Annotated in this window: 16 protein-coding genes; 6 read left to right on the plus strand and 10 right to left on the minus strand. The window is 72.3% G+C overall.

What is annotated here, in order from left to right; genetic code table 11:
* Positions 1-113 precede the first annotated feature (113 nt).
* Complete coding sequence (xylB, locus tag AOM01_RS07205; RefSeq protein WP_062291164.1) at positions 114-1541, plus strand: xylulokinase; 1428 nt, start codon at positions 114-116, stop codon at positions 1539-1541.
* 131 nt (positions 1542-1672) lie between these two features.
* Here the strand turns inward: xylB and AOM01_RS07210 are convergent, their stop codons facing one another.
* Positions 1673-2452 (minus strand): hypothetical protein, encoded by a 780-nt coding sequence (locus AOM01_RS07210; protein WP_062291167.1) that lies wholly within the window; start codon positions 2450-2452, stop codon positions 1673-1675.
* A 194-nt stretch (positions 2453-2646) separates the two neighbouring features.
* On the opposite strand from AOM01_RS07210, the gene AOM01_RS07215 reads away from it, so the two are divergent.
* Together AOM01_RS07215 and AOM01_RS07220 are read left to right on the plus strand one after the other, a co-directional pair.
* On the plus strand, positions 2647-3993 hold the full coding sequence (locus tag AOM01_RS07215; protein ID WP_062291170.1) for an anaerobic C4-dicarboxylate transporter family protein: 1347 nt from the start codon (positions 2647-2649) through the stop codon (positions 3991-3993).
* A 26-nt stretch (positions 3994-4019) separates the two neighbouring features.
* Positions 4020-5363 (plus strand): M20/M25/M40 family metallo-hydrolase, encoded by a 1344-nt coding sequence (locus AOM01_RS07220; protein WP_062291174.1) that lies wholly within the window; start codon positions 4020-4022, stop codon positions 5361-5363.
* Positions 5364-5380: 17 nt separating this feature from the next.
* Here the strand turns inward: AOM01_RS07220 and AOM01_RS07225 are convergent, their stop codons facing one another.
* Positions 5381-7441: a heavy metal translocating P-type ATPase gene (locus tag AOM01_RS07225; protein ID WP_062291177.1), complete on the minus strand. Its 2061-nt coding sequence runs from the start codon at positions 7439-7441 to the stop codon at positions 5381-5383.
* Between AOM01_RS07225 and AOM01_RS07230 the strand changes: the two genes are divergently transcribed.
* A complete protein-coding gene (locus tag AOM01_RS07230) occupies positions 7334-9100 on the plus strand; it encodes an HNH endonuclease (RefSeq protein ID WP_169746532.1) in 1767 nt (588 codons plus the stop codon). The two genes, AOM01_RS07225 and AOM01_RS07230, sit on opposite strands and share 108 nt — an antisense overlap.
* 118 nt (positions 9101-9218) lie before the next feature.
* On the opposite strand, the gene AOM01_RS07235 is transcribed toward AOM01_RS07230, so the two are convergent.
* The 7 genes from AOM01_RS07235 to ligA all read right to left on the minus strand — a co-directional run bounded on the left by AOM01_RS07235 (position 9219) and on the right by ligA (position 16222).
* Positions 9219-9875, minus strand: coding sequence for a polysaccharide deacetylase family protein (locus AOM01_RS07235; RefSeq protein WP_062291183.1), 657 nt, complete (start codon positions 9873-9875; stop codon positions 9219-9221).
* Between the two features lie 25 nt (positions 9876-9900).
* The gene (gene gatB / locus AOM01_RS07240; RefSeq protein WP_062291824.1) at positions 9901-11409 is read right to left on the minus strand and encodes an Asp-tRNA(Asn)/Glu-tRNA(Gln) amidotransferase subunit GatB; all 1509 of its coding nucleotides are present in this window, start codon (positions 11407-11409) and stop codon (positions 9901-9903) included.
* A gap of 5 nt (positions 11410-11414) precedes the next feature.
* Entirely contained in the window at positions 11415-12944 is a 1530-nt protein-coding gene (gatA, locus tag AOM01_RS07245) for an Asp-tRNA(Asn)/Glu-tRNA(Gln) amidotransferase subunit GatA (RefSeq protein WP_228374243.1), read from the minus strand.
* Positions 12944-13243, minus strand: coding sequence for an Asp-tRNA(Asn)/Glu-tRNA(Gln) amidotransferase subunit GatC (gene gatC / locus AOM01_RS07250; protein WP_062291186.1), 300 nt, complete (start codon positions 13241-13243; stop codon positions 12944-12946). Before gatC ends, gatA begins: the two co-directional genes overlap by 1 nt.
* Positions 13244-13273: 30 nt before the next feature.
* Complete coding sequence (locus AOM01_RS07255) at positions 13274-13840, minus strand: GNAT family N-acetyltransferase (protein ID WP_228374244.1); 567 nt, start codon at positions 13838-13840, stop codon at positions 13274-13276.
* Positions 13837-14067 (minus strand): DUF6479 family protein, encoded by a 231-nt coding sequence (locus tag AOM01_RS07260; protein WP_156155885.1) that lies wholly within the window; start codon positions 14065-14067, stop codon positions 13837-13839. Before AOM01_RS07260 ends, AOM01_RS07255 begins: the two co-directional genes overlap by 4 nt.
* A 61-nt stretch (positions 14068-14128) precedes the next feature.
* Positions 14129-16222 carry an NAD-dependent DNA ligase LigA gene (ligA, locus tag AOM01_RS07265; protein WP_062291192.1) on the minus strand — a complete coding sequence of 698 codons (2094 nt, stop codon included), beginning with the start codon at positions 16220-16222 and terminating at the stop codon, positions 14129-14131.
* 90 nt (positions 16223-16312) lie between these two features.
* Between ligA and AOM01_RS07270 the strand changes: the two genes are divergently transcribed.
* Positions 16313-17197, plus strand: a complete 885-nt coding sequence (locus AOM01_RS07270; RefSeq protein WP_062291195.1) for a M15 family metallopeptidase — start codon at positions 16313-16315, stop codon at positions 17195-17197.
* Positions 17198-17230: 33 nt separating this feature from the next.
* Positions 17231-18589, plus strand: coding sequence for an 8-oxoguanine deaminase (locus tag AOM01_RS07275; protein WP_062291198.1), 1359 nt, complete (start codon positions 17231-17233; stop codon positions 18587-18589).
* A gap of 19 nt (positions 18590-18608) precedes the next feature.
* Here AOM01_RS07275 and AOM01_RS07280 read toward each other — a convergent pair whose 3' ends face one another.
* Complete coding sequence (locus tag AOM01_RS07280) at positions 18609-19181, minus strand: helix-turn-helix domain-containing protein (RefSeq protein WP_169746533.1); 573 nt, start codon at positions 19179-19181, stop codon at positions 18609-18611.
* Between the last annotated feature and the right edge of the window lie 2 nt (positions 19182-19183).

Genomic DNA, 19183 nt, shown 5'->3' on the forward strand with positions numbered 1-19183 from the left:
GGCACGTCCCGGTACCCGCGCCCCGGCCGCCCTTCCTCCTTGGAGCGGCCGGGGCGCACCCCTCTCCCCCGCCTCCCTCATCCCAGGACCCACCGCACCGAAAGGCCCCGCCCATGACGCTCGTCGCCGGAGTCGACTCCTCCACCCAGTCCTGCAAGGTGGTGATCCGCGACCTCGAGACGGGCACCGTGGTCCGGCAGGGACGCGCCTCCCACCCCGACGGCACCGCCGTGGACCCCGAGCGGTGGTGGGACGCCCTGCTGAGCGCGATCGGGCAGGCCGGCGGGCTCGCCGACGTCGGCGCGATCTCCGTGGGCGGGCAGCAGCACGGCATGGTCGCACTCGACTCCGACGGCGTGGCGGTCCACGACGCGCTGCTGTGGAACGACACGCGCTCCGCCGGTGCCGCCGCCGACCTCATCGCGGAGCTCGGTGCGGAGACGCTCGCCGAGCGCACCGGCCTGGTGCCCGTGGCCTCCTTCACCTCGACCAAGCTCCGCTGGCTCCGCGACGCCGAACCCGCCCTCGCCGCCCGCGTCGCCGCCGTCGCTCTCCCCCACGACTGGCTGACCTGGCGCCTGCGCGGCTACGGGCCCGCGGCATCGTCCCCGCTGGGTCCCGTGCTCGAGGAGCTCACCACCGACCGCTCGGACGCGTCGGGCACCGGCTACTGGAGCGCCGCCACCGGCGAGTACGACCGCGAGCTGCTCGCCGCCGCGCTCGGGCACGATGCGGTGGTCCCACGGGTGCTCGGTCCGGGCGATCGCGCGGGCACCGTTCACGCCGACATCGCGCACCGCGACGACTGCGTGGTGGGCCCCGGTGCCGGCGACAACGCCGCGGCCGGCCTGGGGCTCGGCGCCACCGTGGGCGATGTGGTGATCTCCCTGGGCACCTCGGGCACGGTGTTCGCGGTGACGGAGACGTCCGTGCCGGACCCGACCGGCACCGTGGCGGGCTTCGCATCCGCATCGGGCGAGTTCCTTCCCCTGGTGTGCACGCTCAACGCGGCACGCGTGCTCGACTCCTTCGCGCGCGTCCTCGGCGTCACCCACGACGAGCTCGGCGAGCTCGCCCTGGCCGCCTCCCCCGGCGCCGACGGCGCCACGCTCGTCCCGTACTTCGAGGGCGAGCGCACGCCCAACCTCCCCACGGCCACAGCGTCCCTCACGGGTCTGACACTCGCCTCGACCACGCGCGAGAACCTCGCCCGCGCGGCCATCGAGGGGATGCTGTGCGCGCAGGGCGTGGGGCTCGACGCGATCCTCGCGCAGGGCGTCGCGGCCAAGCGCCTGCTGCTGGTCGGAGGCGCGGCGCAGAACCCGGCCGTGCAGGCCATCGCGGCACAGGTGTTCGACGTGCCGGTGGAGATTCCCGAGCCAGGCGAGTACGTTGCGGCGGGAGCGGCCGTGCAGGCGGCGTGGGCCCTCACAGGCGCGCGTCCCTCGTGGCCGCTCGCGGTGGTGGCAGCACCTGCCCTGGACTCGCGCCCCGGCATCCGGGACGCGTACGACGCGGCGGCATCCGCATACGTGGCCTAGCCGGGTCGCATCACCCGGCGGCCGCGGCCGCCGCGCCGTGGCGAAGCCCTCACGGTCCCCCTCCTGTTCGGGGCCGTGGGGGCTTCGTTCTGCGCGGGACGATGCGCAGGGCGGCTATGCGCGAACGACGCCTACGCGTCGATGGACGCGAAGTACTCGAGCGCAGTGCGCGTCTTGGTCTGCTGCGGCGCACCCAGGTCGACACCCCGCGTCGCGAGGTACGCCTTGGTCTCCGCGGCCACCTCGAACGCGCGGTCGGGCGTGCACTTGGTCGACAGCTCGAGGATCTGGGAGCCGTCCGGATAGGCCCACAGCTCCGCGACCATGCGATGCGCGAAGCCCTCGGGCGCGAACTTGAGCTTGAGCAGCGTGATGGGGCCCAGCACGCGGAGGTCGTCCCAATCGACGCCCTCGGGCGCGTGGGCCTCGAACAGCGCACGCTGCTCCTTGGTGAAGAGGCGCCGCACAGGCCGGTCGCCCAGGAACACGCGCCGCAGGTCCTTGTCCTCCGCCTCGGCCTTCATGCGCGCCGAGCACACGAACCCGCCGGGCATCGCATCGATCTCGACACCGAAGCCGGGCGCGGCCCGCAGCTCCTCGCTGAGGTCGGCCGGGTCGACCGGCCGCAGCTTCACCACCGAGTCTCCCGGCTTCTTCTGGATGCGCCGCGCCCGCACCACCACGCCGGCGCGGTCGAGTGCGAGGTCCGCGGTGTCGAAGAACGCGACCTGCCGCAGCTCCGCCTCCAGCGGGTCCATGCCGAGGCGCTCGACCACGCGTCGCCTGTCGACGCCGGGCACGGTGGCCTTGAGCTCGACGGAGTCGCTGCCCGGCAGCAGCGCGAGGACCTCGGACAGCTGCTCCGCGGTCAGCGCCGGAAGGGGCGTGCCGGTGGTGGGTACGGTGCTCATGGTGATGCTCCCGTCAGGGGGCCGTCGCCGTCGACGCCCCGCTCACGTCAGGATAGGCACGCACGCGCCCGGGTGCCGCGGCGAGGCCGGCGAGCGGCGCATCGTCCCTCGCCAGGCGGCTGTCGGAGCGCGCGCGTAGTGTCAGCGAGTGGGGGGCCGACGAGGGCCCGGGTCGACCGAGGAGGGCCCGCTTCATGACCGTCAGCTTCGTGCTCGAGGCCGTCGTGGTGCTCGCGTGCATCGTGCTGGGCACGCGTGCCGGCGGCGTGGGCGTCGGCGTGTGGGGCGGCGTCGGCACGTTCATCCTCATCTTCGTGTTCGGCGAGGCGCCCGGCGAGGCTCCGGCAGCGGCCATCGCGATCATCCTCGGCGTCGTGACCGCGGCCGCGCTCATGCAGGCCGCCGGCGGCATCGACTGGATGGTCGCCATGGCGGCGAAGGTGATCGAGAAACGCCCCAGGCAGATCACCCTCATCGCGCCGCTGACGGCGTTCCTGCTGTGCGCGGGGGCCGGCACCGGCAACGTCGTGTACCCGCTGCTGCCGGTGGTCTACGACCTGTCCGTGAAGAACGGGATCCGGCCGGCGCGGCCGCTCACGGTGACCGTCGTGCAGTCGGGCATCGCGCTCGCGGCCTCCCCCGTCTCCGCCGCGATGGCGGCGATGCTCACGCTCACCGACGTCGCGCCCTACAACCTGGGGCTCGCGCAGATCCTCGCGATCACGTTCCCGGCGTGCGTGATCGGCATCGTCGTCACCGCCCTCGTGGTCAACCGCATGTGGAAGGACATGGACGACGACCCGGAGATCCAGGCACGCATCGCCGCCGGCGCGCTCGAGGCGCCGCGGGACGATGCCGGGGGCACCGCATCGTCCCGTCTCACCTACACGGCACGGGGCCGCAACTCGGCGATCATGTTCCTCATCGGGGTCGCGGCGATCGTGCTGTTCGGCATCTTCGAGAACCTGCGCCCGTCCTACTTGGTCGACGGTGAGACGGTGCGGATCGACATGACCAACACGATCGTGCTGGTGATGTTCGTGGTGAGCGCGGCGATCATCCTGGTGGGGCGGCCGAAGGTCGCGTCGGTACCGGACCAGTCGGTGTTCAAGGCCGGCATGGTCGCCGCGATCGCGCTGTTCGGGATCGCGTGGCTGACCGCCACGTTCATCGCGGCGCACGAGGAGTACATCGTGTCGACGGTGGGCGCGTGGGTCACGGACTGGCGGTTCCTGTTCGCGGTGGCGGTGTTCCTGGTCGCCGCGATGACCACCAGCCAGTCGACCGCGACGCGGACCATCGTGCCGATCGGGCTCGCGGCGGGGCTGCCCGCCGGGGTGGTGACCGGCATGTGGGCGGGCGCGCTCGGCGGTGTCTACACGCTGCCAGCCAACGGCCCGCAGATCGCGGCCGCGAACTTCGACCTCACCGGCTCCACCAAGCTCGGCACGAAGCTCCTGGACCACAGCTTCTTCGTGCCGATGCTGATCCTGTCCGTCAGTACGATCGTCGCCGGCGCGGTGATCGGCGCGTTCTTCTAGCCCCCCTCACGGAAAGGCCATCCCTCATGCCCGCAGCGGAGATCCAGGAGAAGGTCAGGGCGCTCATGCCCGGCGTGATCGAGGACCTCAAGGAGCTCATCTCGATCCCGTCGATCGCGTTCCCCGGCTATCCCGAGGAGCCCATGCATCGCATGGCCGAGCGCACCCTCGAGCTGTTCCGCGAGGCCGGCTTCACGGATGCGCACTACGGCGACGTGCCGCACGGCTACCCGCCGATCTACGCGGAGCTGCCCGGCCCTCCCGGGTCCCCGGTCGTGGTGCTGTACGCGCACTACGACGTGCAGCCGGCCCCCGAGTCGCAGGGCTGGACGTCGGACCCGTTCATGGCGACGGTCAAGGACGACGGACGCATCTACGGCCGCGGCGCCGCCGACGACAAGTCGGGCCTGGCCACACACCTGGGCACGCTGCGCGCGTTCGACGGGAAGCCGCCGGTCACCATCCGGCTCATCCTCGAGGGCATGGAGGAGACCGAGAGCAACCTCGAGGAGTTCGTCGAGGCCAACCCCGATCTGTTCCAGTGCGACCTCTTCGTCATCTGCGACATGGGCAACCTGGTGTCCGCCGAGCCCGTGCTCACCACCGCGCTGCGCGGCGACGTGTCCTGTGTGGTGACGGTGCGCACGCTCGAGCACCCGCTCCACTCCGGGGTCTTCGGCGGCGCCGCGCCGGACGCGATGATGGCGCTCGCGCGCCTCCTGTCCAGCCTGGTGGACGATGCCGGGGACGTGGCCGTCGCGGGCGTCTCGGGCGGCGCGTGGTCGGGTGCGGTGCAGAGCGAGGAGAGCTTCCTCGAGGGGGTGCCGCTGCTCGACGGGGTGTCGCTCATCGGCACCGGCACCATCTCCGACCGGCTGTGGGCGAAGCCTTCGATCAACGCGATCGGCGTCGACACCACGTCGATCGCGGGGTCCTCGAACGTGATCCTCCCGCAGGCGTCCGCGAAGATCTCCATGCGGATCGTGCCCGGCTCGAACCCCGAGGCGGAGCTGGACGCCCTGGTCGCGCACCTCGAGAGCCACGCGCCGTGGGGCGCACAGGTGTCCGTGCGCCGGATCAAGGCGGCGCCCGCGTTCCTGGTCCCTGGCGGCGGCCCCGGCGTCGAGGCCGCGCGTGCCGCGATGGAGGAGGCGTTCGGCGCCGAGGCGTCGGAGGTGGGCTCCGGCGGGTCGATCCCGCTGCTCCAGACGCTCCACGAGGCGTGCCCGGCCGCGGAGTTCGTGCTGTGGGGCCCCGAGGACATGGAGAAGTCGCGCATCCACGCGTCGGACGAGTCGGTGGACCCCGCCGAGATCGAGCGCATGGTGGTGGCGCAGGCGCTGCTGCTCGAGCGGCTCGCCCACGGCTGAGCACGGGCGCGTGAGCCTCAGGCCTCCTCGGGCTTGAGGCTCACGCGCCGCAGCAGCTGCGCGTTCAGCGCGACGACGATCGTCGAGAGGCTCATCGCGATCGCGGCGACGGCGGGCGGCATCGTGATGCCGGCCCACTGCAGCGCGCCCGCCGCGACCGGGATCGCGACCGCGTTGTAGCCGGTCGCCCAGACGAGGTTCTGGCGCATCTTGCGGTAGCTCGCGCGGGACAGCTCGATCACGCCGACCACTCCGCGCGGGTCGGAGCTCGCCAGGACCACCCCGGCGGCCTCCATCGCCACGTCCGTCCCCGCGCCGATCGCGAGGCCCACGTCGGCGCGCGCCAGGGCGGGCGCATCGTTCACCCCGTCGCCCACCATCGCCACGCGCTTCCCGCGGCTCTGGAGGTCGCCCACGGCCTTGTCCTTGTCATCGGGAAGGACCTCGGCGAAGACGTCGTCGATGCCGAGCTCCGCCGCGACAGCGTTGGCGACGGCCGCGGAGTCGCCGGTGATGAGCGCGACGGCGATGCCCCGGGCGTGGAGGGCGTCCACGGCCTGGCGGGACTCGGGCCGGATCGGATCCGCCGTGGTGAAGGCGCCCACCACCTCCCCGCCCGCCACCACGTAGAGGACGGCGCCGCCCTTGTCGCGCCACCCGGCCGCCGCATCGTCCAGGCTGCCGGGGGCGGTGACGCCCAGGTGGTCGAGCAGGCTCGGCCCACCCACGGCGACGGCCTGGCCGTCGACGGTGGCGCGCACGCCGCGCCCGGGGAGGGTCTCGACGTCCTCGGGGCTGGCGATGGTGAGGTCGCGGCCCTTCGCCGCCGCGACCACGGCGCGCCCGATCGGGTGCTCCGCATCGGACTCGACGGCCGCGGCGAGCGCGAGCATCCGGTCCTCGTCCCAGCCGTCGACGGTCGCGACGCCGGTGAGCTCGTGGGAGCCCTCGGTGAGGGTGCCGGTCTTGTCGAACAGGACGGCGTCGACGGTGCGCATCGCCTCGAGCGCGGCGGTGTCCTTGATGAGGATGCCCTGCTTGGCGGAGCTCGAGGTGGCGATCGCGATCACCAGCGGGATCGCGAGGCCGAGCGCGTGGGGGCACGCGATCACGAGAACCGAGACCGCCGCGGACAGGCCCTGCGCGGGCTCCCCCGCGAAGACGTGGGCGACGAAGGTGATCGCCGCCGCCGCGAGGGCGATCCAGAAGAGCCAGGCGGCAGCACGGTCGGCGAGCCGGCGGGTGCCCGAGCGGCTGTCCTGGGCCTCCTGCACCATCCGCTGGATCCCGGCGAGCGCGGTCTCGTCGCCGGTGGCAGTCACCTCGATGCGGAGGGAGCCGTCGGTGGCGACGGTGCCGGCGACCACGCGATCACCCTCGTCCTTGGCCACGGGAGCGGACTCGCCGGTGATCATCGACTCGTCGACGCTGGCGCGGCCCTTCTTGATGGTGCCGTCGGCCGGGACCCGACCGCCCGGTCGCACCACCACCACGTCACCCGTCGTCAGCTCGGCTAGCCCCACGTGCTCGGTGCCGCCGTCCGCGGTGGTGCGCTCCGCATCGTCCGGAAGGAGCTCGGCGAGCGCCGCGAGGGCGCCGCGCGCCTGACCCACCGCCTTCATCTCCTGCCAGTGACCCAGCAGCATCACGACGATCAGCGCGGCGAGCTCCCACCAGAAGCTCAGGTCGCCGATGCCGAGGGTGCTCGCTGCGGAGGCTCCGAATGCCACGGTGATCGCGAGCGAGATGAGGGTCATCATGCCGGGCTTGCGGGCGGTGATCTCGTCGCGCCAGGCCATGCTGAGGAACGGCCAGCCACCCCAGGCGTAGATCACGGTGCCCAGCAGGGGCGGGATCCAGGCGCTGCCGGGAAGGTCGTAGCCCAGCCATCCCTCGACCATCTCGCTGGTCGCGATCACCGGGATCGCGAGCAGAAGGTTCCACCAGAAGAGGCGCCGGAACAGGTCCGCGTGGCCGCTGTGATCGGTGCCGTGGTGGGCGTGCGCGTCGTGTCCGGTGTGCTCGGCATGGCGGTGTGCCGGCGCCTCGTGCGACATGGTCGCGTGGTCGTGTGCCATGGGGACCTCCTCGGGAGTGGCAGCTACTCCGCACGCTATTCCTTCCAGTCGGATGGAAGGTCAAGAGTGCTCGCGCGGAAGTTCTCCACAGTCGGTTTCCGCTTTGTCCTGATTGTCAGACCCCGGTGGTGTGATGGTCACATGGATGCAGCACACCTGTTCGATGACTCGCCTGGCGGCTCTGGCGCCGGGTTCGCGTCGGCGTGTGTGGATGCCCGGGTCGCGGTGGGGACGATGCGTGCGCTGGCTTCCGTGGGCGGCTCGCCGGATGCGGTCGAACGGTTCGCGGCGGCGGCGCAGGTCGCCGCCGAGATGGACCTGGTCCTCGCACGTACCGCGCGCGATATCGAGGTCCAGTCCGATGTGCCCGGGGGTGGGCTCGCGAAGCGTCATGGCTTCCGCTGCGCGGCCGATCTGGTCGCGTCGCGGATGGGGACTCACAAGGCTGAGGCTGTCCGTCTGATCGAGGTCGGACGTGCGCTCGAGGAGCGCGAGAAGGGTGGCACGCCCAAGCCTGATCCTGAGCCGGATCCCGATGAGCCGGATCCCGATGAACCCGATGACGGTCCGGATCCTGATGATCCCGAGGGCAACGATCCTCCCGAGCCGCAGGGCCCTCAGCCCACCCCTCAGGTGCGCTACCGCGCGATCGTGACCGAGGCGCTCGACGCGGGACAGATCTCCGCGGATTGCGGGTCGCAGATCCTCATCATGCTCGACTCGCTGTCGGAGGACGTGACGGATGAGGCGAAGGAGGAGGCCGCAGCCGACCTCGTCAAGCGCGCCCAGGGGTTGGATTCGGGCAAGTTCGCCTCGATCGTGCGCGGTTTCAAGGCCGCGCTGGACGTGGAGCAGCATGAGCGCACCCTGGCCCAGAAGCGTCGGGAACGGTATCTGAAGATCTGGAACAACCGTGAGGGCATGGTCGAGCTCCACGGCGTGCTCGATCCCGAGACCGCCGCACCCCTACAAGCAGCGTTGAGCAAGCGCGTCGGTGACGCGATCCACGCCAGCCGCAACACCCCCGGCGAGGACGTCCGCACCACCGAGCAGATGCGAGCCGACGCGCTAGCCGACCTCGCCCGCCACGCCCTGGGCTGCGAGACCACCACCGCCTTGTTCGGCACCACCACCGTCGTCGTCCGCGCCACCGCAGCCGACCTCGAATCCGGCACAGGCCTAGCTGAGGTCGACGGCTGTGCCACACCCATCGGGATGAGCATCGCGTTGCGCATGGCCGCCACCGCGATCATCGTGCCCGCCCTCGTAGGCACCCAGGGCGAGCTGCTCAAGCTCGGACACCGCATCTACCCGTTCTCCAAGGCTCAACGCATCGCCCTGGGCGAGCGTGACGGCGGCTGCGCGAAGTGCGGAGCACCCCCGGCATGGGCAGAAGCTCACCACATCATCTTCTGGTCCAGAGGCGGCCCCACGAACCTGTCCAACGGGGCACTTCTTTGCTCCCACTGTCACCACGTGATCCATGATCAGGGCTGGCAGATCAGGGCCACCGACACCGAGATCTGGTTCATCCCACCCGCCACCGTCGACCCCACGCGGACACCCTGGCAAGGCGGACGAGCACGCTTCGGCACCCCCCGACCCTGGAACAAGAAGGCCACCACCGACAGCGACGATTCCGCCCGCCCGCCCACATAGCTGCCCCGCCCCGCGGCGCCACCCACCCGGGCGGCGCCGCACACGCACGTCCAGGCGCGTTGAGTCGTTGAGACCCCGGGGCCGGGTGTGGCCTAGGTGCCGCCGAGACCAGTAGCCGCTACGGCATCTCGGGCAGCACGAAGCTCCAGCCCTCGTCGAGCCGCTCGCTCACGACCTCGATGACGGCGTCGACTGTGCCGGAGCGGTTGCCCCCACCGTCGTGCAGCAGCACCAGCTCCCCCGGCACCATGGCCAGCCGCAGCCGCGACGCGAGCACCGCGGGGTCCTGCTCGACCCAGTCCTCGACGGTGTTCGCCACGTCGAGCGGCTGCATCCCGAGACGCACCGCCACCGGCGCGGTCACGCCCCACGAGCCGTTGGGCGCCCGCCAGTACGGCACCGGGATGTCGCCCACGGCGGCCTCGATGATCTCGAGGTTGCGCAGCATGTCGTCGCGCACGTCGAGCGCGTTCCACTGCCCCATGTCCTCATACGACGTCGAGTGGTTGCACAGGACATGCCCGTCCGCGACGATCCTGCGCAGAACGTCCGCACCCGCGGGGATCGGCGTGCCGTCGGCGGAGATACCCGACGGCCGCAGGATCTCCTCGCCTATCACCGCGAACACGGCACGGATCCCGCGCGACTTGAGGAAGTCGAGCAGCCGCACCGTGTCGAGGCCGTTCGGGCCGTCGTCGAACGTGAGGGCGCAGGCGGGGCCGGAACGCGCGAGACCCCCGCTCGCGACGCGGCGAACGGGGGTCTCGCTGAGCATTCTCGAGGCTCCTCGGGTTCCGGGATCAGCCCTCGACGCCCGCGCGCTGCAGGATGATCTCCCGCACCCGCCCGGCATCGGCCTGGCCGCGCGTGGCCTTCATCACCGCGCCCACGATCGCGCCCGCGGCCTGGACCTTGCCGTCCTGGATCTTGGCGAGCACGTCGGGCTGGGCGGCCAAAGCATCGTCCACGGCCTTCTCGAGCGCCGAGTCGTCGGACACGACCTCGAGACCACGGGAGGCGACCACCTCGGAGGGCGAGCCCTCGCCCGCGAGGACGCCCTCGAGCGCCTGGCGCGCGAGCTTGTCGTTGATCTTGCCGGAGTCGATGAGCCCCTGGAGCTCCGCGATCCCGGCCGGCGTGACGGGCAGCGCGGCGAGCGCGACCTCACGGTCGTTCGCGACGCGCGACAGCTCGCCCATCCACCACTTGCGCGCGGCCTGGGCCGACGTGCCGGCGGCCACTGTCGACGCGATGAGGTCCAACGCGTCCGCGGCCACGGCGTCGCGCATCTCCAGGTCGGAGAAGCCCCACTCCTCGCGCAGGCGGGCCCGCATCTTGGCGGGGTGCTCGGGGATGGTGCCCCGCAGCTCCTCGACCCACTCGCGGGCCGGCTCGACCGGCAGCAGGTCCGGCTCGGGGAAGTAGCGGTAGTCCTCCGCCTCCTCCTTGGAGCGGCCCGGCGTGGTCGAAGACGTGTCCTCGTGCCAGTGGCGGGTCTCCTGCACCACGGGCTTACCCGCGAGCAGCAGCGACGCCTGACGCGAGGCCTCGAACCGCACCGCGCGCTCGATGGCACGCAGCGAGTTGACGTTCTTGGTCTCGGAGCGCTTGCCGAACGGGACGTCGTCCTGCGACTCCCCCGCGACCCCCTTGGGACGCAGCGACAGGTTGACGTCGGCACGCACCGAGCCCTGCTCCATGCGGCCGTCGGAGATGCCCAGGCCCCGCACGATGTCGCGGATGGTCGCGACGTAGGCGCGCGCCACCTCGGCGGTCCGGTCGCCCATGCCCGTGATGGGCTTGGTCACGATCTCGACCAACGGCACACCGCCGCGGTTGTAGTCGACCAGCGAGTAGTCGGCGCCCTGGATGCCGCCCGAGCCACCTACGTGGGTGTTCTTTCCGGCGTCCTCCTCCATGTGCGCGCGCTCGATGGCGACCGTCACCACGGTGCCGTCGTCGAGGACCACGTCGAGCGAGCCCTCGTAGCACGTCGGCTCGTCGTACTGCGAGATCTGGTAGTCCTTCGAGAGGTCCGGGTAGAAGTAGTTCTTCCGGGCGAAGCGCGACGACTCGCGGATCGAGCACCCCAGGGCGAGGCCCAGGCGGATCGCCGACTCCACGGCCTTCTGGTTGGTCACCGGCATCGCGCCGGGAAGCCCCAGGCAGACCGGGCACACCTGCGTGTTCGGCTCCGCGCCGAACTCGTTGGCGCAGCCGCAGAACATCTTCGTCTTGGTGTTGAGCTCGACGTGGACCTCGATGCCGAAGACCGGGTCGAACTCCTCCATCGCCTGCTCGTACGTCATCGTGGTCACTGGGCGACCTCCAGCTCGGGGGCCTGCGCGGACAACGGGCCGCCCCACTCGGCAGCGAGCGACGCCTCGAGGGCGGCGCCGATGCGGTACAGACGGGCGTCCTCATGGGCCGGCGCCAGGATCTGGAAGCCGACCGGCAGCCCGTCCTCGGGCGCGAGGCCCGACGGCAGCGACATGCCGGGGATGCCCGCGAGGTTGGCGGGGATCGTTGCGATGTCGTTGAGGTACATCGCCAGCGGGTCGTCGATGCGCTCGCCGATCTTGAACGGCGTGGTCGGCGTGGTGGGCGACACCAGCACGTCGCACTGCGCGAACGCGGCGTCGAAGTCGCGCTGCACCAGCGTGCGGACCTTCTGCGCGGAGCCGTAGTAGGCGTCGTAGTAGCCCGCCGACAGCGCGTAGGTGCCGAGGATGATGCGGCGCTTGACCTCGTCTCCGAAGCCCTCGGCGCGGGTCGCGAGCATGGTCTTCTCGACCGTCGACCTCTCGACACGGAGCCCGAAGCGCACCGAGTCGAACTTCGCGAGGTTCGAGGATGCCTCCGAGGGGAGGATGACGTAGTAGGCGGCGAGCGCGTACTCGAAGGACGGGCAGGAGACCTCGACGACCTCGGCACCCATGTCACGCAGGCGGGCGAGCGACTCCTCGAAGCGCTGCGTCACGCCGGCCTGGTAGCCGCCGTCGGCGCCGCTGAGCTCGCGGACCACGCCCACCTTCACGCCGGTGAGGTCCATGGCCGCACCCTCGAGCGCGGCGGACACCACGGCCGGGACCGGCTCGTCGAGCGACGTCGCGTCCATCTCGTCGTGGCCGCCCATGACCTCGTGCAGAAGCGCTGTGTCGAGCACGGTGCGCCCGCACGGGCCCAGCTGGTCGAGCGACGAGGCCAGCGCGATCGCGCCGAAGCGGGAGACGCCGCCGTAGGTGGGCTTCACTCCCACCGTCGCGGTGACCGACGCGGGCTGGCGGATCGAGCCGCCGGTATCCGAGCCGATGGTGAGGGGCGCCTCGAAGGCCGCGAGCGCCGCGGCCGAGCCGCCACCCGATCCGCCGGGGATCCGGGACAGGTCCCACGGGTTGTGCGTGGGGCCGTACCCCGAGTGCTCCGTGGAGGAGCCCATGGCGAACTCGTCCATGTTGGTCTTGCCCAGGATGGGCATGCGCGCCTCGCGCACGCGGCGGGTCACGGTCGCGTCGTACGGCGGGATCCAGCCCTCAAGGATGCGCGAGCCGGCCGTCGTGGGCAGGCCCTTCGTCACGAGGACGTCCTTGATGCCGATCGGCACGCCGGCCAGGCGCGGAAGGGACACGCCGGCGGCGCGGTCCGCGTCGACCGCGCGGGCGGTCTCGAGGGCGCCCTCGGCGTCGATGTGGAGGAACGCGTGGACCGGGCCGTCCACGGCGGCGATGCGGTCGAGGTGCGCCTGCACCAGCTCGACCGAGGTGACCTCGCCCGCGGCGAGGGCGTCGGCCATCCGGGCGGCGGTCGCGCGGGTCCAGTCGGTCAAGGAGGAGGTCTCGGACATCACGCCTCCTCCCCCAGGATCTGCGGCACGCGGAAGCGGCCGTCCTCGGCATCGGGCGCACCCGACAGCGCGGCATCCTGCGCGAGAGACGGGCGGACCACGTCCTCGCGGTGGATGTTCGCCATCGGGATCGGGTGGCTCGTCGCGGGGACGTCCTCGCCGGCGACCTCGGCCACCTTGGCGACGGCGTCGACGATCACGGCGAGCTGACCGGAGAGCCGGTCGAGGTCCGCGTCGGACATGTCGATGCGCGCGAGCCCCGCGAGGCGCGCCACATCGGAGCGATCAAGGGAAGACATGGCGTCGAGTCTAGTGGCGCGAGGTGCGGCTCACGGCTCCCAGCTGTACCCGATGAGGCGCACCGCGCCCTCGGGGGTCTCGTCGCCCTCGAGCGGCACCCGCGTGACGCTGCCGTCGGGATTGTCGACCACCACCCAGTCCAGCTCCTCGCGCCGGGTGAAGCCCATCCGCTCGTAGAGCCGGTGGGCGCTATGCATGGTCTCCATGGTCGACAGGACGATGCGCGTGGCCCCCTGCTCGACCGCCCGGTCCATCGCGGCCTGGGTGAGGGTGCGGCCGATGCCGCGCCCGCGCTCGATCGGGCTCACGGCGAGCATGCGGAGCTCGAACTCGGCCTCCTGGGCGAGCTCGATGAAGGGGCTGCCCGGCGGCACGAGCGTGATGGTGCCCACGATCGCCCCCTCGCCCTTCTCGCCGTCCATCATGGCGAGCAGCTCGGCGTCCTGCGCGCGCGCCGCGGCGTCGCGGAGCTGCGGAAGGTAGGGGTGCGCATGGTCGACCAGACCATCCGCGAGGTAGGCCAGAGCGGTCAGCTCTCCGATCTCCTGAAGGCGGGACTTCTCGTCCGGCCCGACCCTGCGCACCGCGAATCTCACTGTGGACCCTCCCGGGGATCGATGCGACGGTCCCACTGGGGCGTCGACGTGTCCGATGGCGTGCCCTCGACGGGGTCGGGATGCTGGCCCGTGGGGCCCCTCCCCGCGTCCGTGGGCGGTGGCGGCGGGGTGGTCTGGCGCTTCCTCACCGCGATCGCGATCGCGACCACGAGCACCACGAGGACCACCACGCCCGCAACGATTCCGATCACTCCTGCGCTGCTCATCGTGGCTCCTCCCTCCCCCTCCCGGCCAGCCTACCCACGGGCCTGCGAGGGCGTCAGGGTTTCAGGCGAGAGCGGCCGGCCCGCCCTCGAGCAGGCGCACGAACGCGGCCTCGTCCAGCGTCGGCACCCCCAGCTCCTCGGCCTTCGCGGCCTTGGATCCGGCGTTCGCGCCGATCACGACGTAATCGGTCTTCTTGGAGACCGACGATGCCGCCTTGCCTCCGCGCGAGATGATCGCCTCCTTCACGGAGTCGCGGGTGAAGCCCTCGAGCGATCCCGTCGCGACCACGGTGAGGCCCTCGAGGGTGCGCTCGACGGACTCGTCGCGCTCATCCTCCATGCGGACGCCCGCCGCGGCCCACCGCTCCACGATCTCGACGTGCCACGGCACCGTGAACCACCGGAGCACCGCGTCCGCGATCACCGGACCGACGCCCTCGACCGCCGCGAGCTCCTCCTCGGAGGCGCCACGGATCGCGTCCATCGACCCGAACGCGGTCGCGAGCGCGCGCGACGCGGTGGGGCCCACGTGCCGGATCGACAGCGACACCACCACGCGCCAGAGCGGCTGTGTGCGCGCGGCGGCCAGGTTCTCGAGCAGCTTCGCGCCATTCGTGCTGAGGTCGCCCGCGTGCCGCACGACGCCGCGTGTCTTCGAGTCCTTGTCGAGCACGAACAGCGGCACGCGTCGCAGGTCCTCCTCGGTGAGCGCGAACAGGCCCGCCTCGTTGGGCAGCACCCCCGACTCCACCAGGGCCGCCGCGGCCTTCTCCCCCAGCACCTCGACGTCGAAGGCTCCGCGCGAGCCGATGAACGCGATGCGGTCCACGATCTGCGCGGGGCAGCCCTCCGCGTTGGGGCAGCGGAGGTCCTTGTCCCCCTCCTTCTGCTCGACCAGCGGCGTGCCGCACGACGGGCAGTTCGCGGGCATCTCCCACGCCCGCTCGGATCCCGTCCGGGCCGCGACCACGGGGCCCACGATCTCGGGGATGACGTCGCCCGCCTTGCGCAGCACCACGGTGTCGCCGATGAGCACGCCCTTGCGCGCCACCTCGTGCGCGTTGTGGAGGGTCGCGAACGTCACCGTCGAGCCGGCCACGAGCACGGGCGTCATGACGCCGTAGGGCGTGACGCGACCCGTGCGGCCCACGTCCACGCGGATGTCCTCGAGCGTGGTGTGAACCTCCTCGGGCGGGAACTTGTACGCGATCGCCCAGCGCGGCGCACGCGACGTGGAGCCCAAGGCGCCCTGCACCCCACGGTCATCGACCTTGAGCACCGCGCCGTCGATCTCGTGGACCATGGCATGCCGCTTGTCCTCGAGCTCGCGCAGGTACGCGGCGACGTCCGCCACCCCGGTCACCACGCGCGCGTGCTCCGTCACCGGCAGCCCCCAGGACGCGAGGACCTCGTAGATGCCGTGCTGCGAGCCGATCGCCGGGTGCGGCTCCGCGGCCCCCCACTCGAGCGCGCCCAGCGCGTACGTGGTGAGCGCGAGCGGCCGCGTCGCGGTCACGGACGCGTCCTTCTGCCGCAGCGACCCCGCGGCCGTGTTGCGCGGGTTCGCGTACGGCGCCTTGCCGTCCTCCAGCAGCCGCGCGTTGAGCTCCTCGAACGCCGCGACGGGGAGGAAGACCTCGCCGCGCACCTCGACCACCGCGGGCACGTGGGGACCGGCCAGGGTCACGGGCAGCCCCGCGATGGTCAGCACGTTCGCGGTGACGTCCTCGCCGGTGGTCCCGTCTCCCCGCGTCACGCCGCGCACCAGCGCGCCGTCCTCGTACGTGAGCGAGATCGACAGGCCGTCGATCTTGGGCTCACAGACCACCGCCTGCGGCCCCGCGTCCTTCTCCACGCGCGCGAGCCACGCCTCGACGTCCTCGATCGAGAACGCGTTGTCGAGGCTCATCATCCGCTCGCGGTGCTTCACCGACGCGAAGCCCGTGGCGACCGCGCCGCCCACGGTCTGCGTGGGGCTCTCCGGGCTCGCGAGCTCCGGCCACCGCGCCTCGAGGTCGCGCAGCTCGCGCTCGAGCGCGTCGTACTCGCCGTCGGACACGGTGGGCTGGTCGAGCTCGTAGTACGCGTGGCGGTGCGCCTCGATCTCCTGGACGAGCTCCTGGTGGCGTGCGCGCGGGTCCGTGGGGTCTGTCACGCCCCTATCCCACCACGCCCCGCCGACACCCGACGCCCCGCACGCGACCCGACCCTGGCATCGTCCCCCGTCGCTCGCTAGCGTGTGCGCATGCGCCTCGCCGCCCCGCTCGCCGTCACGGCGCTCCTGCTCGCGGGCTGCACCGCGCCCGGCGAGCCCGAGACGCGCGTCACCGTCACCGAGACGCCCGCGCCGCAGCCCGCGATCACCGCGACCGTCACGCCGGCGCCGGCCTCGGACCCCACGATCGACGTCATCGCGCGCCCATTCGCGCGCCCCGACTGGCTGGGCACCACCGTCCTCGAGAAGCAGGACAACGACCTGGGCAAGCCGGTGAAGACGCCCGACGAGCTCAAGGACCGGCAGCTCGAGCCCGGCGCCACCGCCTACCCGGACCCCGCCACCGACGACTGGTTCGTCGAGGTCTCGAAGGTCCCCGCCGAGGTCCTCGCGCGATCGAGCTGGCGCGAGGAGTGCCCCGTCAAGCCGAAGGAGCTGGCCTACATCGTCATGCCGTTCTGGGGCTTCGACCTGCAGCCCCACACGGGCGAGATGATCACCAACGCCGCGCACGCCGAGGAGCTCGCCGCCGTGTTCGAGCAGATGTACGAGCGCCGCTTCCCCATCGAGGAGATGCGCGTGACCACGTGGGACGAGGTCCGCGGCGACCACACCGGCGACCAGAACGTCACCATCAGCTTCGAGTGCCGCAAGGTCACCGGCGGCTTCGACGTCTGGTCGGAGCACGCGTCCGGCCTCGCCGTCGACATCAACCCGTTCCACAACCCGTGGGTCCGCGACGGCTACGTGTTCCCCGAGCTCGCGGGCGCGTACCGCGACCGCACCTGGCTGCGACCGGGCATGATCGAGACGCAGCGTCAGATCATCGAGGACTTCGCCGACCAGGGCTGGGAGTGGGGCGGCACCTGGACCGATCTCGACGACTGGATGCACTTCTCCGCGACCGGCCTCTGACGGGACGATGCGCGGCTCACCCCGGGAGACGACATGGCAGGCAGCACGCTGATCGAGGGCGGGTACGTCGTGACGATGGACCCCGCCGGCACCGAGCTCCCCCGCGGCTGGGTCGCGGTGAGGGGCGGGCGGATCGTGTCCGTGGGCGAGGGCTCGGCGCCCTCGGACGTGCGCGACGCCTTCCCCGACCGGATCGACGCGACCGGCGCGCTGGTGACGCCGGGCCTGATCAACACCCACCACCATCTCTACCAGTGGCTCACCCGCGGGTGGGCGCAGGACTCGATCCTCTTCGACTGGCTGGTCGCGCTGTACCCGACCTGGTCGCGCATCGACGAGGGCACCGCGGGCGCCGCGGGCGCCGGCGCGATGGCCGTGCTCGCGCGCTCGGGCTGCACCACCGTGGGCGACCACCACTACATCTTCCCGCGCGGGTCCGGCGACATCGTGGGCGCGATCGCGCACGAGTCCCGCGCGCTCGGCCTACGCCTCCACGCCACCCGCGGGTCGATGGACCTGGGCGAGTCGCAGGGCGGCCTGCCGCCCGACTTCGCGGTCGAGACCACGGACGATGCGCTGGCGGCCTCCGCGGAGGCCGTCACCAGGCATCATGACGGGTCCTTCGACTCGATGGTGCGCGTGGCGATCGCGCCCTGCTCGCCGTTCTCCGTCACGAGCGACCTGCTCCGCGAGTCCGCGACCCTGGCCCGCGACCTCCACGTGCGCCTTCACACGCATGGCGCCGAGACCGTCGAGGAGGAGGCCTTCTGCCGCGAGCGGTTCGGGATGTCGCCCACCGACTACCTCGAGTCCCTCGGGTGGCTGGGGCCCGACGTGTGGATGGCCCACTGCGTCCACCTGTCCGACGAGGACGCGGCGCGCTTCGGGGCCACCGGCACCGGTGTCGCGCACTGCCCGTCCTCGAACGCGCGCCTGGCCGCGGGGATCGCGCCCGTCCGGGCGCTGCTGGACGCGGGGGCGCCGGTGGGGCTGGGCGTGGACGGCGCCGCATCGAACGAGCACGGCCGGCTGGGCTCGGAGATCCGGCAGGCGGCGCTGCTCGCGCGGCTGCGCGACGGCGCCGGCGCGATGCCCGTGCGCGACGCCCTGCGGATGGCGACCACGGGCGGCGCGCGGGTGCTGGGGCGCGAGCGCGAGATCGGGTCCCTGGAGGCGGGCAAGCTCGCGGACATCGTGCTGTGGGAGCTGGGCGAGGTCGAGCACGCCGGGATCGCGGACCCCGTGGCGGCCCTGGGGCTCGGCTCGCTGCCGCGCGTGCGGCGCATGCTGGTCCAGGGTGAGGACGTGGTGGTCGACGGCCACCTGGTGCGGGCCGACGAGCGCCAGATCGCGGGGCGCGTGGTGGAGGCGGCCGCGCGGCTGCGGGGCTGAGGCGACCCGACGGCGCGAGTCAGCGCACCTGCTGCTTCACCACCAGGAGCCGGTAGTCCGCGCCCCACCACCGGTGACGCACTCCGCCGGCGTAGTAGACCGAGTCGCCGACGGACAGCGCGCGGGCCTTCCCGTCGGTCTCGACCACGGCGTCGCCCTCGAGGACGTAGACGAACTCGTCCTCGGCGTGGACGAACACCTCGCCCGGCTCGGGCGAGTCCGAGGACACCAGGATCGGCGTGAACGGCCGTGCACCCCTCACCAGGGACACCGCCGGACCGCGCGCGAAACCCTCCGGGGTGGGCCGCCGTGTGCCCGCCCGCACCACCTCGACCGGCCGGACCGGAGCATCGTCCCCCGCCTCCGCCGCGGCCACCAGCTCGACCGGGCTGGTCTCCAGCGCGACCGCGATGCGCCGCAGCGACGGCAGCGACAGGTTGGCGAGGCCGCGTTCGACCTGGGACAGGAACGGGTGCGAGAGCTCGGTGGCCTCCGCGAGCCCCACCAGGGTGAGCCCACGCGCCTTCCGCAGCTCCCGCAGCCGCGCCCCCAGCCGTGCGGCGGCCGCGTCCGCGACCTCGGCCTCCGCCACGC

Origin of the sequence: Demequina phytophila (genome assembly GCF_000971135.1) — a bacterium.
Taxonomy (GTDB): Bacteria; Actinomycetota; Actinomycetes; order Actinomycetales; family Demequinaceae; genus Demequina; species Demequina phytophila.